Here is a 13,705-nt window from a genome sequence, read left to right on the forward strand (position 1 = left end):
TGGCAGGCTCATGGCGTCTCAGGCCGATGCCACCGCCGACTCGTCCGTGCCGCGGTATCCCTCGGCCTGAATCGCGAACAGACGGGCGTAGCCCCGGCCGGCGACCATGAGCTCGTCGTGCGTGCCCTGCTCCACGATCCTGCCGCCTTCCAGCACCACGATCATCTGGGCCTCACGGACCGCGCCGAGTCGGTGGGAGACGAGAAGGCTGGTCCGGTCGACGCGGTGCTTGCGCAGTCTGTGGTGGATCTCGTACTCGGCCTCTGCGTCAAGTCCGGCACTCGGCTCGTCAAGGATCAACAGGTCGCGCTGGTCGCGCAGCAGGGTACGAGCCAGCGCGAGCCGCTGCCACTGGCCGCCGGAGAGCACGACGCCCGACTGCGGATCCTCGTCCGCCGGATCGGCGAAGATCCGGCTGAGCAGTGTGTCGTAGCCGCGGGGCAGGCCCTCGACGGTCGTGTCGACGTCAGCGCGGCGTGCGGCCTCCTTGAGCCCCGGCCGGTCCTCCATCGACTCCAGCGCGCCCACTCCGATGTTCTCCGCCGCCGTCAGGTCGTAGCACATGTAGTCCTGGAACAGCACGCCCATCCGACGCCTCAGCTCCTGGGGCGGCACATCGCGGATGTCGATGCCGTCCCAGAGAATCACTCCCCGGGTCGGATCGTAGAAGCGGCAGAGCAGCTTGATCAGCGTGCTCTTGCCCGCGCCGTTCAGGCCCACGACCGCGACCGAACTTCCCTTGGGAATCGTCAGATCGAGCCCATTGAGGACCCAGGGATGACTGTCGTCGTAGCGGAACCAGACGTCCCGCAGTTCGATTCCGTGGCGCAACGCCGGAAGCGTCTCGCTTGCTGTTCCCGGGGCGGACGGCAGGTCGTCCGGCAGTGACAGCACCTTGTCGTGGTACCCGAAGACGAGCAGCGCCTGGTGAGCCATCGCCACGTTGTCCACCAGTCCTGCCAAGGCGCTCTGCGTTCCGGTCACGGCTGCGACGAACGCCGTCACATCTCCGACGCTCAGCGTCCCGTTCACCGCCGCCCGTACCGCCCACAGAAGTCCCGCCCCGGCGACCAGGGTGGAGAGGAACGCGAGCAGTGACTGTGTGCGGGCTTCTCGCCTGTCCAGGCGGCGCTCACCCGCCTGAACGACGGCAAGTTCTCCGAGCATCCGCTCCCGCAGGAAGTCGCCCAGCCCGAACAGCCTGGTTTCCTTCGCACTCCGCACATCGGTCATCAGAAGGGAATAGAAGACCTGGCGGCGCGTGGCGGAGGAGACCCCGGCGAGCATCCCCACTCTTCGCCTCGACAGAGACAGCCGGGCGATCAGAGCAGGCACGGCGGCCATCGTCACGAGTCCGGCCATGACAGGGCTGAGCACGGACAGCGTCCCCAGTAGGCTCACCAGGGCGATGGCGTTGCGCGCCGTGTCGAACAAGCCCGTGGTGACGGGTCCCATCGCGCCGCCCGACGCCTGCTGGGCCATGCTGACGTCGTTCCGGAACTCCGGGTCCTCGAAGCGCGACAATCCCTGGAATCGATTGATCGTGCTGTACAGACCGTCCTGCATCAACCGATCCAGCCTGCGGGCGAGTTCGTTCTGCAGGAAGGCGCCCAGATGAGGCAGCACGCCGGCGATGAGACCGACCGCAGCCAGACACGCCGCCCACGTCAGGACACCGTCCGTCCGGGCCGCTGCGAGGTCGTCGACGACGAACTTCGTGAACCAGGTCGTGGCTGCCGGCAGCAGCCCGGACACCACGGTGATCAGCAGATACCCCGCAGCCGGGAGCCGACCGGCACGCCAGCAGAGCAACCAGGCGGCCACCACATGCCGCAGCAGGAGCCGAGAGCGGGTTTCGCCGCCCTGGTCCAGAGTGGCACGAGGCACCTTCACACCGCCGCCGTCGGCTCAGCCAACTCCGCCAACTCGGTGGCGGCCGATACGACGTAACCCTCTTCGTCGACCAGCACGAAGGTCGGGAACGCCTGGATGTCCATGGCGCTCACCAGCCGCGTCGCCTCTTCCCCACGGATGACGGCAGCGTGCGCATCGACATGGCCGATGAGTTCGTCGGCCAGGTCACCCTTGCCGGAGACCACTGCCAGCCCGCCGTGAGCCTGTGCGCGAGCCGCGAACGCGGGAGCGTGCTCATGGCACGTCTCGCACTGGGCGTCGAAGAACGCCACGAGCCTCGACGCATGAGCGGATGCCGCTTCGGCGATCCTGCGACCGATCAGCACACCAGCGTCGGGGGCCACAAAACTCGGCCGCCCGCCCAAGCGTTCGAGTTCGGCCGTGTGTTCGCGCAGCCTCCGCAGTACGGCGAACGTGAGCAGAAGGTCGAAGAGACACAGAGCGCCCACGAGAGCAACGACCGCCATCAGAAATGCCATGGAGAACACCTCACTTGTTGCCGGCGCGCGCCTGAGCGGCCGGGATTGCCGGGCGAGTGGTGAAGAGAGCAGCCAGGTCGTCGAGCCTCACCACGACAAGCACCGTGACGAGCGCGGCAGCCGACACGACGACAGCCCCGCCCGCATGGCTCGGCACGGCATTCGGGGATGCCGCCGCCATCGCCACGAAACCGCTCACACCGACGGCAGCCAGAATCAGGTTGCGAACAACGTGCAGCATGGACAGAGGCGCGGCCGAGGCGCCGAAGCATCGGCAGGTCCCGCGCCGGCCGCCATGGAGCGCGATCAATATTCCCGAGGTGAAGGCGAGAAGCAGGGCAGTCGCGAGAGCGAATCCGGCCCACACGGCCTGCGTCGGCACGAGCAGCACGAGGACCGCGACCTCGGTGACAGCCACTCCACCCGCGGCCCGCCGCGACATCCTTCGCGAGAAGAGCCGCAGCTCCACGATCGACCTGGCGAACTCGTGGAACGCCGACCTGCTGCGCACCTTCCCGAAGAGCGCGACGAAAAAGACGCCGAACAACAGAATCCGGCATGCGAATACCAGGTAGCTCACGCTGAGTCCTTGAAGATCCGAGGTGCGAGGCGGGCAGCTCCTCGTGAGGCCGCGGCCCGCCCGCGCACTCCTAGCAGCCGATGGCGCGGACGTTCTCGCACTTGCCGCAGCTCGTCCTGCCGCCGACGACATGGCAGAGCCGGTAGATCCTGCGCCAGTCGGGGGTGCAGTAGCAGTACTCGTAGAAGGTCGTGTCCGCGCTCGCTGCCGACTTCGGCACCAGTCGTTCCAGCACGCGGTCACCGAGTCTTCTGAAACCGGTCAAGGTTTGCTCCCATCCATGAGGTCACCAAGAAGCCAGCACGCTACTGAGGGGGCATAGACCGGCCCGTATAGCTGAGCTACACCACGGAGGGCGGCCGCCCCGGCTGTATGTGCCCGCGCCGCCGACGAGGTGCCGACTACCCACCGACGTGTTGTGTCACGGATCGTGACGGCCTACTGTGCCCCCATGGGGCACAGCCGCTCGTCTCGACCCGGTGGCGTTTCCGCTCTCCTGGTCACGCTGGTTGTTGCGGGCTGCACGCACTCCTCCTCGCCCGAGGCGCCCGCCGCATCGCCACCGGTGACCCAGAAGTCCTCACCCGCCGACATCTGCACGTCACTCGTGTCCTACTGGGCCAAAGAGACCCTGAAGGGCAGCAAGGCAGCCGGAATCGACTGGGAACAGAAGGGCCTGTCCAACGAGCAGTACGCGATCCACGAGGAGATCGTGGCCGCAGGCCGCTCCGAGGAACGGCGCCAAGGCCGTGACAAGGCCCTCGCGTTGATCGACCAGCAGGCCCGCGAACGCTGTGCCGCTCAGAACGGGGCCACCGGCAGCTCGGAGAACTGGCGCCCACCGCGATGACGCACCGGCGCGGTGTCTCAGCACCTCGGGCCGCAGCGGTTACGCAGAGCTGCCGCGGCGGCGGACGACGCCAAGACCCGCCGCATCCCGGCGCGTTGGCGACGCGCTGTACTCGTGGGGGTCGCGATGCACCTTGCACCCTCCCCGCGGTTCAATGGTTTCGGAGCATCCACCGACGGTGCGCCTGCGCGCGGGGCACACCGGAGACGTACAGGGACCGAACGGGCGGTCCGGGTGTCAACCAGGCAGCGCAGTACGGCCATTCAGTCGGGCTCTGACCACGACAGTCGTACATGGAACACCGATTATCGTGCGCTCGTCGGACGATCCGCCGCCTCGTTCGGACATCGCCGGTCCGCCGCCGGCGACGATCGCCGACCGGGCCGGCTCCGCGCCTGGATCATGACCACCGCGCCGCCGCGAGCGAACGTCGAAGGCATGCCACGGCGACGCGACAACCGCTCCGACCGTCACTCTCCGTAATGGAAGCAGGAGTGCCGAATCCAACCGGGCAGTTCACCGCCTCGTCACGAATGGGCTTTCGTGCGGCCTTTTCTCGATCTTGCCGATGTCAGTACCAAGATCGCCCCAAGCCCCTTAGCGGAACTGCACGTTCTCACCATGTGGGCTGAAACGCCGGTGAAATGTGCGCCCGATCTGTCCACACTCCCCCACCAAGTCTTGGCCTTGGCATAACAAGAGCGTCACATCCTGACTTCCCGGCTCCCTGACCCCGCCGGCTCCGCTTAGAGTCACGGCCAGTCACCGCGCCGCCGGGCGCATCACAAGCACGGCCGTGTACCCCCCAGTACGGCCCGGCGACCAAACGGCACCTCAGGGGAGGGGCCGCGCCAGGGAAAGGACTTATCGTGCGCAACCGTTCCTTGCTCATTCTCACCACCGTGGTCACCACGGGAGCACTCACTCTCACCGCCTGCGGCTCGCGCGACGACGACAAGGGCAAAGACAGCGGGGGCAAGACCACCGTGGTCATCGGTGTGGACGCCCCGCTGACGGGCTCGCTGTCCGCCCTGGGCCAGGGAATCAAGAACTCCGTGGACCTCGCGGCCAAGACTGCGAACAAGAACAACGAGGTCCCCGGCGTTGAATTCAAGGTCGAATCCTACGACGACCAGGCAATTCCTGCCTCGGGTCAGGCCAACGCCACCAAACTCGTAGGCAACAAGGATGTTCTCGGTGTCGTCGGCCCGCTGAACTCCGGCGTTTCCCAGTCGATGCAGGGCGTGTTCAACACGGCCAACCTCACGCAGGTCTCGCCCGCGAACACCAACCCGTCCCTCTCCCAGGGCGACAACTGGGGCAAGGGCGAGAAGAAGCGTCCGTTCAAGACGTACTTCCGTACCGCCACCACGGACGTCATCCAGGGCAAGTTCGCCGCCCAGTACCTGTACAACGACGCCAAGAAGAAGAAGGTCTACGTCGTCGACGACAAGCAGACCTACGGCGCCGGCCTCGCCGCGATCTTCTCCGCGGAGTTCAAGCGCCTCGGCGGCACCATCGCCGGCACCGACCACGTCACCGTGAAGGAGACCGACTTCTCCTCCACCGCCGACAAGGTCAAGGCGTCCGGCGCGGACTCGGTCTACTTCGGTGGCCAGTACCCCGAGGGCGGTCTGCTCTCGGACCAGGTCAAGAAGGCCGGAGCCAAGATCCCCACCATGGGTGGCGACGGCATCTACGACCCGGCCTTCATCAAGGCTTCCGGTGTCGCGAACGACGGTGACCTGGCGACCTCGGTCGGCTACCCGGTCGAGAAGCTCCCGACCGCCAAGAAGTTCATCGCCGACTACCAGGCCGGTGGCTACAAGGACCCGTACGCGGCGTACGGCGGCTACTCCTACGACGCCGGATGGGCCATCATCCAGGCGGTCAAGGCAGTCGTCGCGGCCAACGACGGCAAGGTGCCGGACGACGCCCGCGCCAAGGTCGTCGAGGCCATGTCCAAGGTGTCGTTCGACGGCGTCTCCGGCAAGGTCGCCTTCGACGAGTTCGGTGACACCACGAACAAGCAGCTGACCGTCTACAAGGTCACGGGCGCTGACTGGAAGGACGTCAAGAGCGCCACGTTCGAGGACTGATCCACCGCATTACCCCTGCATCACATGAACCAGGCCGCGCGAGGGCGCAAACAGCGCCCTCGCGCGGTGTCATATCCGACACGCTCATCGGAGGCCCTGCGGTGAACGAACTGCCGCAACAGCTGGCCAACGGCCTTGCCCTCGGTGCCCTTTATGGCCTCATCGCCATCGGGTACACCATGGTCTACGGCATCGTCCAGCTCATCAACTTTGCCCACGGCGAGATCTTCATGATCGGGGGCTTCGGCGCCCTCACGACCTACTTGATGCTCCCCAGCGGAACGTCACTTCTGGTGTCGATACCCCTCATGATCATCGGCGGCGCCATAGCCTCCGTCGCCGTTGCCACCGCCGCGGAACGCTTTGCCTACCGGCCGCTGCGAGGCGCCCCCAGGCTGGCGCCCCTGATCACCGCGATCGGCCTGTCCATCGCACTCCAGCAACTCATCTGGGGCTTCTACCCCGACGCCAAGGCGGCCCGGAGCTTCCCGGAGTTCACCGGCGAGTCCTTCAAGATCCTGGACAACCTCAGCATCCAGCGCGCCGACGCCTTCGTCCTGGTCCTCGCACCGCTGTGCATGCTCGGCCTCGGCGTCTTCGTCTCGAAGAGCCGCAGCGGCCGGGCCATGCAGGCCACCGCGCAGGACCCGGACACCGCGAAGCTGATGGGTATCAACACCGACCGCATCATCGTGATGGCGTTCGCCATCGGCGCCGCGTTCGCCGCGGTCGCCGCGGTCGCGTACGGACTGGACAAGGGCCAGATCAACTTCGAGATGGGCTTCATCCTCGGACTCAAGGCGTTCACCGCCGCGGTCCTGGGAGGCATCGGCAACATCTACGGAGCCATGGTCGGCGGCGTCGTCCTGGGTCTCGCGGAATCCCTGTCGATCGCGTACATCGAAGAGATCCCCGGAATGCAGCAGCTCGGCGGTGGCGCCTGGTCCAACGTCTGGGCATTCGTACTTCTCATCGTCGTGCTTCTCGTCAGGCCGCAGGGCTTGTTGGGTGAGCGCGTCGCGGATCGGGCGTGAGAACGATGACCACCGACATCACCAAGTCGACCGACCTCGCCGCGTCGGACAACGCCTCGCGCGTCACCGCGCTGCGCTGGCTCGCCGCGGTCGGCGGAGTCGCCACGATCGCCAGCACCTTCATGTCCTGGACGTACACCTCCGAGTTCCCCGGTGACCTCACGGTCTACGGATACCCGGGCGGGCTTCAGGTCCTCACCCTCGTGGCGGGCCTGGTCATCGTCCTCTTCTCGCTGGCCTCGCTGGGCATCAAGGGCCTCGGCTGGCTCGCCCCGACAGGCACCACCAAGGCCCTGCAGCTGCTGGCCCTGGGCGCCTTCGGCACCACCTGGTTCACGGTCATCGCCATCGCCGTCGAACTCGGCGGTGTGATCAACCTCGAGCCGGGCGGCTATGTCGCGGCCGTGACCTCGGCCATCCCCGTCGTCGCCGCCTTCATGCTCCCCGACGACACCCGCAAGGCGCAGCGACCCAAGGAACTCCCCTCCTGGGCCGAGATCCTCATCGTGGTCGCCGCGTTCGCCGTCGGCATGTATGTGATCACCTACGGCATCGACACCGAGTACGCCGAGCTGTTCACCGGCTACCTCATCGCCGTCGGCTTCGGCGTGGCGGCGCTCTTCAAGGCCGGGCTCGTCGCGCGGCTGTCGGGGCTCACCACGAAGTACCGCCAGGTGACCCTCATCGCCGCCTTCGTCGCGGCGGCCGCATTCCCCTTCACCCAGAACACCGACACGTACACGCTCATCGCGGTCAACATCCTGATCTTCGCGACCGTCGCCCTGGGCCTGAACATCGTCGTCGGCCTCGCGGGCCTGCTCGACCTCGGCTACGTCGCCTTCCTCGGCGTCGGCGCGTACACCGCGGCCCTCGTCTCCGGTTCGACGGCATCCGCGTTCGACGTGCACTTCCCGTTCTGGGCCGCCGTCCTCACCGGTGCGGCCGTCTCACTGATCTTCGGTGTCGTCATCGGCGCACCGACCCTGCGGCTGCGCGGCGACTACCTCGCCATCGTGACCCTCGGCTTCGGTGAGATCTTCCGTATCGCCATGGGCAACCTCGACGGCGTCTCGGGCCCGCAGATCACCAACGGCCCGAACGGCATCCCGAACATCCCGGACCTCGAGTTCTTCGGATACAACTTCGGGGAGTCGCACACCATCGCGGGCATCGAACTCGGCAGCTACGCCAACTACTACCTGCTGATGCTGCTCGCGATGGTCCTGGTCGTCCTGGTCTTCAGCCGGGCGGGCAGCTCCCGCATCGGCCGCGCCTGGGTCGCCATCCGCGAGGACGAGACCGCCGCGACCGCCATGGGCATCAACGGCTTCCGGGTCAAGCTCATCGCGTTCGCCCTCGGTGCGACCCTCGCCGGCCTCGCCGGCACCGTGCAGGCACACGTCCAGCACACCGTCGTCCCGGAGATGTACCAGTTCGCCGGCCCGGTCCCGCCCAACTCCGCCTTCCTGCTGGCGGCCGTCATCCTCGGCGGTATGGGCACCATCAGCGGACCGCTCCTCGGCGCCACACTGCTCTACATGATCCCGGCGAAGCTGCAGTTCCTCCAGGACTACCAGCTCCTCGGCTTCGGTATCGCGCTGATCCTGCTGATGCGGTTCCGCCCGGAGGGCCTCATCGCCAACCGCCGCGCCCAGCTCGAGTACCACGAGACCGATCAACTCGACGTACCGGAAAAGGGCCTGCCCGACTCCGGCGTCGGCATCGCCAAGGCTGGGGCGTGAACGACATGACGACCACCACCACGACCACCACGGCCGAGGCCGTGCTGGAAGCGACCGGAGTCACCATGCGCTTCGGCGGTCTGACCGCCGTGCGCTCGGTCGACCTCACGGTGAGGGCCGGCGAGATTGTCGGCCTCATCGGCCCGAACGGTGCGGGAAAGACCACCTTCTTCAACTGCCTCACCGGTCTGTACATCCCCACCGAGGGCAAGGTCAGATACAAGGGCTCCGTCCTGCCGCCCAAGCCGCACCTCGTCACCAAGGCCGGTGTGGCCCGGACGTTCCAGAACATCAGGCTCTTCGCCAACATGACGGTTCTGGAGAACGTCCTCGTCGGACGGCACACCCGGACCAAGGAAGGCCTCTGGTCGGCCCTGCTGCGCGGCCCCGGCTTCAAGAAGGCCGAAGCCGCGTCGCACGCACGGGCCATGGAACTCCTGGAGTTCATCGGGCTCGACCACAAGGCCGACCACCTCGCCCGCAACCTGCCCTACGGCGAACAGCGCAAGCTGGAGATCGCCCGGGCACTCGCGAGCGATCCCGGTCTGCTGCTCCTCGACGAGCCGACGGCCGGCATGAACCCGCAGGAGACCCGGGCGGCCGAAGAGCTCATCTTCGCCATCCGGGACCAGGGCATCGCCGTACTCGTCATCGAGCACGACATGCGCTTCATCTTCAATCTGTGCGACCGCGTCGCCTGTCTCGTCCAGGGCGAAAAGCTCGTCGAGGGCACACCCCAGGTCGTCCAGGGTGACGAGCGCGTCGTGGCCGCCTACCTGGGAACGCCCTTCGAGGGTGAGCCCGGCGCGGCGGAGGCGGCCGAGGTCGCGGCCGCCGAGGCGCAGAGCACCACCAGCACCACCAGCACCACCAGCCCGGAAGGGGACGCCAAGTGACCGCACTTCTGGAGGTCGAGGACCTCAGGGTCGCCTACGGCAAGATCGAGGCCGTCAAGGGCATCTCCTTCAGCGTCGAGGCCGGTCAGGTCGTGACTCTCATCGGCACCAACGGCGCCGGCAAGACCACGACACTGCGGACGCTGTCCGGACTGCTGAAGCCCGCCGGAGGGCGGATCGTCTTCGACGGCAAGCCGCTCGCGGGAGTTCCCGCCCACAAGATCGTGGCGCTGGGGCTGGCCCACTCCCCCGAGGGCCGGCACATCTTCCCGCGTCTGTCGATCACCGAGAACCTCCAGCTCGGCGCGTTTCTGCGCACCGACAAGGCGGGCATCGAGAAGGACATCCAGCGCGCCTACGACCTGTTCCCGATTCTGGGAGAGCGCAGGAAGCAGGCCGCCGGAACCCTCTCGGGCGGTGAGCAGCAGATGCTGGCGATGGGCCGCGCGCTGATGTCGCAGCCGAAGCTGCTCATGCTGGACGAGCCCTCCATGGGTCTCTCCCCGATCATGATGCAGAAGATCATGGAGACGATCTCCGAGCTGAAGTCCCGGGGCACCACCATTCTTCTGGTGGAGCAGAACGCCCAGGCGGCTCTCTCGCTGGCCGACTACGGCCATGTGATGGAGGTCGGCGAGATCAAGCTCACCGGCACGGGCGAGAGCCTGCTGCACGACGAGAACGTCCGCAAGACGTACCTCGGCGAGGACTGACCCACCCGCACCCGCACAGAGAAGGGCCCGCACCCCGGGATCAGGGGGTGCGGGCCCTTCTCGTACGTACTGCGCGGGGCGTACGGCAGCCAAGAGGCCGGGATCTACTGCCCCTTCGCCGCCTTCTTCTCCTCCGCGTCCTCGATGACCGCCTCCGCCACCTGCTGCATCGACAGCCTGCGGTCCATCGAGGTCTTCTGGATCCAGCGGAACGCGGCCGGCTCCGTCAAGCCGTACTGCGTCTGCAGAATGCTCTTCGCGCGGTCCACCAGCTTGCGCGTCTCCAGCCGCTGCGAGAGGTCCGCGACCTCCTTCTCCAGCGCCTTCAGCTCCGTGAAGCGGGACACCGCCATCTCGATCGCGGGGACCACGTCGCTCTTGCTGAACGGCTTCACGAGGTAGGCCATCGCCCCCGCGTCCCTGGCCCGCTCCACGAGGTCGCGCTGCGAGAACGCGGTCAGCATCAGCACCGGCGCGATGGACTCCTCGGCGATCTTCTCCGCCGCCGAGATGCCGTCCAGGACCGGCATCTTCACATCGAGGATGACCAGGTCGGGCCGGTGCTCCCGGGCGAGCTCGACCGCGCGCTGTCCGTCGCCGGCTTCGCCGACGACCGCGTAACCCTCTTCCTCCAGCATCTCTTTGAGGTCGAGACGGATGAGGGCCTCGTCCTCCGCGATCACGACGCGGGTGGTGAGCGGGGGGATGTGCGACGTGTCGTCGTCGGCGATGGGCTGGGGGGCGTCGGGGGCGGTCACGGGACTCCTCATTCCAAGGCAGGGTGCTCCCCATGAGCCTACCCAGCTCCTGTATGGTTGGGACACGAAGGGTCTTCGTCATCCTTTGTTTCGAAGGGCGCCCCGGTAGCCCAGCGGTAGAGGCAATGGTCTCAAACACCATCCAGCGTGGGTTCGAATCCCACCCGGGGTACTTTCCCTCACATTCCAAGGTCACGCGAGAATCAATAATTCTTCACGCTGACGTGTGACTGTTGGGCAGCGGGTCACCGGAAACGACGCCTGTCCGCGAGGCTCGGCCATATGCACGACGCCGAAACCCGTCGGCAGGCGCTGGCACTCGTCGCCCATGGTCAGAGCCTGAACTCCGTGAGCCGGCAGACCGGCATCTCCCGCGCGGCCATCCGGTCCTGGCAACTGCGCCCCGATTCTCTCGACCGGACGATGCCCTGCCCGCGCTGCCGTGCCGTTCCCCGGCCGCCCGACGACGCAGCCGCCTACGCCTATCTCCTGGGGCTCTATCTCGGCGACGGCTGCATCAGCCTCCTTCGGGGCGGCGTCCACTCCCTCCGTATCGCCTGCTCCGACACCTGGCCCGGCCTCATCGAGGTCTGCGCCGCGAGCATGAGGGCGATCCGCCCCGACAACAAGGTGATGCGTGTGCGGAGCGAGGGCTGCCAGTACGTGACGGCGTACAGCAAGCACTGGCCCTGCCTGTTCCCCCAGCACGGACGCGGTAAGAAGCACGAGCGCGCCATCGTCCTCGAACTCTGGCAGCAGGAGATCGTGGATGCCCGCACCTGGGACTTCATTCGCGGGCTGATCCATTCCGACGGTTGCCGCACCGTCAACTGGACCACGCGGCTCATCGACGGGCAACGGAAGCGATATGAATACCCCCGCTACTTCTTCACCAACACATCGACCGACATCATCGGACTCTTCACGGGCGCCCTGGACACCGTGGGCGTCGAGTGGAAGTCCGCCAACCGGTCGCGCGGCGCGCAGAACATCTCCGTCGCCCGCCGCGCCTCCGTCGCCCTCATGGACATACATGTGGGGCCGAAGTACTGACGCTCGCGGCCCCTCACGCATACCCCTGCCTACTTCGGGCTGTCGTCCTCGCCGATGTGGTGCACCCGCACCAGATTCGTGGAGCCCGCGACACCCGGCGGCGAGCCCGCCGTGATCACCACGATGTCGCCCTTCCGGCAGCGGCCGATCTTCAGCAGCTCCTCGTCGACCTGGGCCACCATCGCGTCGGTGGAGCCGACGTGCGGGCCGAGGAAGGTCTCCACTCCCCAGGTGAGGTTGAGCTGGGAGCGGGTCGCCGGGTCGGGGGTGAAGGCCAGCAGAGGGATCGGGGAGCGGTAGCGGGAGAGTCGCCTGACCGTGTCGCCGGACTGGGTGAACGCGACCAGGAACTTGGCGCCGAGGAAGTCGCCCATCTCGGCTGCCGCGCGGGCCACCGCGCCGCCCTGGGTGCGGGGCTTGTTGCGGTCGGTCAGCGGCGGAAGGCCCTTGGCGAGTACGTCCTCCTCGGCCGCCTCGACGATGCGGCCCATGGTGCGGACCGTCTCGACCGCGTACTTGCCGACGCTCGTCTCGCCCGACAGCATCACGGCGTCGGTGCCGTCGATGACCGCGTTGGCCACGTCGGAGGCCTCGGCGCGGGTGGGGCGGGAGTTCTCGATCATCGAGTCCAGCATCTGGGTCGCCACGATGACCGGCTTCGCGTTGCGCTTGGCGAGTTTGATCGCGCGCTTCTGGACGATCGGGACCTGCTCCAGCGGCATCTCGACGCCCAGGTCGCCGCGGGCGACCATGATGCCGTCGAACGCGGCCACGATGTCGTCGATGTTGTCGACGGCCTGCGGCTTCTCGACCTTCGCGATGACGGGGAGCCGGCGCCCCTCCTCCTTCATGATGCGGTGGACGTCCTCGATGTCCTTGCCGCTGCGGACGAAGGAGAGAGCGATGATGTCCGCGCCGATCCGCAGGGCCCAGCGGAGGTCGTCGATGTCCTTCTCGGACAGGGCGGGGACGGAGACGGCGACACCGGGGAGGTTGAGGCCCTTGTGGTCGGAGACCATGCCGCCCTCGATCACGGTGGTCGTGACCCGGGGTCCGTCGACCGCCGTCACTTCGAGGGCGACCTTGCCGTCGTCGACGAGGATGCGCTCACCCGTGGTGACATCGGCGGCGAGTCCGTCGTAGGTGGTGCCGCAGATGTGGCGGTCGCCCTCCATCGGCTCGACGGTGATGACGAATTCGTCGCCGCGTTCAAGCAGTACGGGACCTTCACGAAAGCGTCCGAGGCGAATCTTCGGACCTTGAAGGTCGGCGAGGACACCGACGCTGCGGCCCGTTTCGTCGGACGCTTTGCGTACGCGCTGATAGCGCTCCTCGTGCTCGGCGTAGGTGCCGTGGCTGAGGTTGAATCGGGCAACGTCCATTCCGGCCTCGACCAGTGCCTTGATCTGGTCGTACGAGTCGGTGGCGGGCCCCAGAGTACAAACGATTTTTGCTCGGCGCATGCTTCGAGCCTAGAGCTTACCGACGGGTAGAGAATTGGCCGGGCATGACTACTCAACAACCTTTACGTGAAGGCTTATTGACAAGTGTTGAATTGTGCGCGGGGGCGCTCCGATGAGCAATTGC

The 13,705-nt window shown here is 66.9% G+C and carries 13 protein-coding genes and 1 tRNA gene; 8 read left to right on the plus strand and 6 right to left on the minus strand.

What is annotated here, in order from left to right; all coding sequences use genetic code 11:
- Positions 1–18 precede the first annotated feature (18 nt).
- The 4 genes from ACQPWZ_RS08870 to ACQPWZ_RS08885 all read right to left on the minus strand — a co-directional run bounded on the left by ACQPWZ_RS08870 (position 19) and on the right by ACQPWZ_RS08885 (position 3,238).
- Positions 19–1,887, minus strand: coding sequence for an ABC transporter ATP-binding protein (locus tag ACQPWZ_RS08870; protein WP_433571057.1), 1,869 nt, complete (start codon positions 1,885–1,887; stop codon positions 19–21).
- Between the two features lie 2 nt (positions 1,888–1,889).
- The gene (locus tag ACQPWZ_RS08875; protein ID WP_433571058.1) at positions 1,890–2,393 is read right to left on the minus strand and encodes a hypothetical protein; all 504 of its coding nucleotides are present in this window, start codon (positions 2,391–2,393) and stop codon (positions 1,890–1,892) included.
- A 10-nt stretch (positions 2,394–2,403) separates the two neighbouring features.
- Positions 2,404–2,973 carry a MauE/DoxX family redox-associated membrane protein gene (locus tag ACQPWZ_RS08880; RefSeq protein WP_433571059.1) on the minus strand — a complete coding sequence of 190 codons (570 nt, stop codon included), beginning with the start codon at positions 2,971–2,973 and terminating at the stop codon, positions 2,404–2,406.
- 70 nt (positions 2,974–3,043) lie between these two features.
- Entirely contained in the window at positions 3,044–3,238 is a 195-nt protein-coding gene (locus ACQPWZ_RS08885) for a hypothetical protein (protein ID WP_340472523.1), read from the minus strand.
- Between the two features lie 186 nt (positions 3,239–3,424).
- On the opposite strand from ACQPWZ_RS08885, the gene ACQPWZ_RS08890 reads away from it, so the two are divergent.
- The 6 genes from ACQPWZ_RS08890 (at position 3,425) to ACQPWZ_RS08915 (ending at position 10,307) form a co-directional block, all read left to right on the plus strand.
- On the plus strand, positions 3,425–3,823 hold the full coding sequence (locus ACQPWZ_RS08890; RefSeq protein ID WP_433571060.1) for a hypothetical protein: 399 nt from the start codon (positions 3,425–3,427) through the stop codon (positions 3,821–3,823).
- A gap of 869 nt (positions 3,824–4,692) precedes the next feature.
- Positions 4,693–5,922, plus strand: coding sequence for a branched-chain amino acid ABC transporter substrate-binding protein (locus tag ACQPWZ_RS08895; protein ID WP_340472525.1), 1,230 nt, complete (start codon positions 4,693–4,695; stop codon positions 5,920–5,922).
- A gap of 101 nt (positions 5,923–6,023) precedes the next feature.
- Positions 6,024–6,956, plus strand: coding sequence for a branched-chain amino acid ABC transporter permease (locus tag ACQPWZ_RS08900; RefSeq protein ID WP_340472526.1), 933 nt, complete (start codon positions 6,024–6,026; stop codon positions 6,954–6,956).
- 5 nt (positions 6,957–6,961) lie between these two features.
- The gene (locus tag ACQPWZ_RS08905) at positions 6,962–8,698 is read left to right on the plus strand and encodes a branched-chain amino acid ABC transporter permease (RefSeq protein WP_433573791.1); all 1,737 of its coding nucleotides are present in this window, start codon (positions 6,962–6,964) and stop codon (positions 8,696–8,698) included.
- 5 nt (positions 8,699–8,703) lie between these two features.
- Positions 8,704–9,594, plus strand: coding sequence for an ABC transporter ATP-binding protein (locus tag ACQPWZ_RS08910; protein WP_356699643.1), 891 nt, complete (start codon positions 8,704–8,706; stop codon positions 9,592–9,594).
- Positions 9,591–10,307 carry an ABC transporter ATP-binding protein gene (locus ACQPWZ_RS08915; RefSeq protein ID WP_340472527.1) on the plus strand — a complete coding sequence of 239 codons (717 nt, stop codon included), beginning with the start codon at positions 9,591–9,593 and terminating at the stop codon, positions 10,305–10,307. The genes ACQPWZ_RS08910 and ACQPWZ_RS08915 overlap by 4 nt, the downstream gene beginning before the upstream one ends.
- Before the next feature lie 104 nt (positions 10,308–10,411).
- On the opposite strand, the gene ACQPWZ_RS08920 is transcribed toward ACQPWZ_RS08915, so the two are convergent.
- Entirely contained in the window at positions 10,412–11,065 is a 654-nt protein-coding gene (locus ACQPWZ_RS08920) for an ANTAR domain-containing response regulator (protein WP_383241756.1), read from the minus strand.
- A 99-nt stretch (positions 11,066–11,164) separates the two neighbouring features.
- On the opposite strand from ACQPWZ_RS08920, the gene ACQPWZ_RS08925 reads away from it, so the two are divergent.
- Positions 11,165–11,237: transfer RNA gene (locus tag ACQPWZ_RS08925), tRNA-Leu, on the plus strand.
- Between the two features lie 110 nt (positions 11,238–11,347).
- Positions 11,348–12,118, plus strand: a complete 771-nt coding sequence (locus ACQPWZ_RS08930) for a transcriptional regulator (protein ID WP_433571061.1) — start codon at positions 11,348–11,350, stop codon at positions 12,116–12,118.
- A gap of 29 nt (positions 12,119–12,147) precedes the next feature.
- Here ACQPWZ_RS08930 and pyk read toward each other — a convergent pair whose 3' ends face one another.
- Entirely contained in the window at positions 12,148–13,581 is a 1,434-nt protein-coding gene (gene pyk, locus ACQPWZ_RS08935) for a pyruvate kinase (protein WP_356699315.1), read from the minus strand.
- Between the last annotated feature and the right edge of the window lie 124 nt (positions 13,582–13,705).

Source organism: Streptomyces sp. CA-251247 (assembly GCF_050952975.1).
Classification (GTDB): domain Bacteria; phylum Actinomycetota; class Actinomycetes; order Streptomycetales; family Streptomycetaceae; genus Streptomyces; species Streptomyces achmelvichensis.

Bases quoted from the DNA above. Each gene is read 5' to 3' on its own strand.
- ACQPWZ_RS08875 (WP_433571058.1), bottom strand. From the start codon at position 2,393: ATGGCATTTCTGATGGCGGTCGTTGCTCTCGTGGGCGCTCTGTGTCTC.
- ACQPWZ_RS08890 (WP_433571060.1), top strand. From the start codon at position 3,425: ATGGGGCACAGCCGCTCGTCTCGACCCGGTGGCGTTTCCGCTCTCCTG.
- ACQPWZ_RS08905 (WP_433573791.1), top strand. From the start codon at position 6,962: ATGACCACCGACATCACCAAGTCGACCGACCTCGCCGCGTCGGACAAC.
- ACQPWZ_RS08910 (WP_356699643.1), top strand. From the start codon at position 8,704: ATGACGACCACCACCACGACCACCACGGCCGAGGCCGTGCTGGAAGCG.
- ACQPWZ_RS08930 (WP_433571061.1), top strand. From the start codon at position 11,348: ATGCACGACGCCGAAACCCGTCGGCAGGCGCTGGCACTCGTCGCCCAT.
- pyk (WP_356699315.1), bottom strand. From the start codon at position 13,581: ATGCGCCGAGCAAAAATCGTTTGTACTCTGGGGCCCGCCACCGACTCG.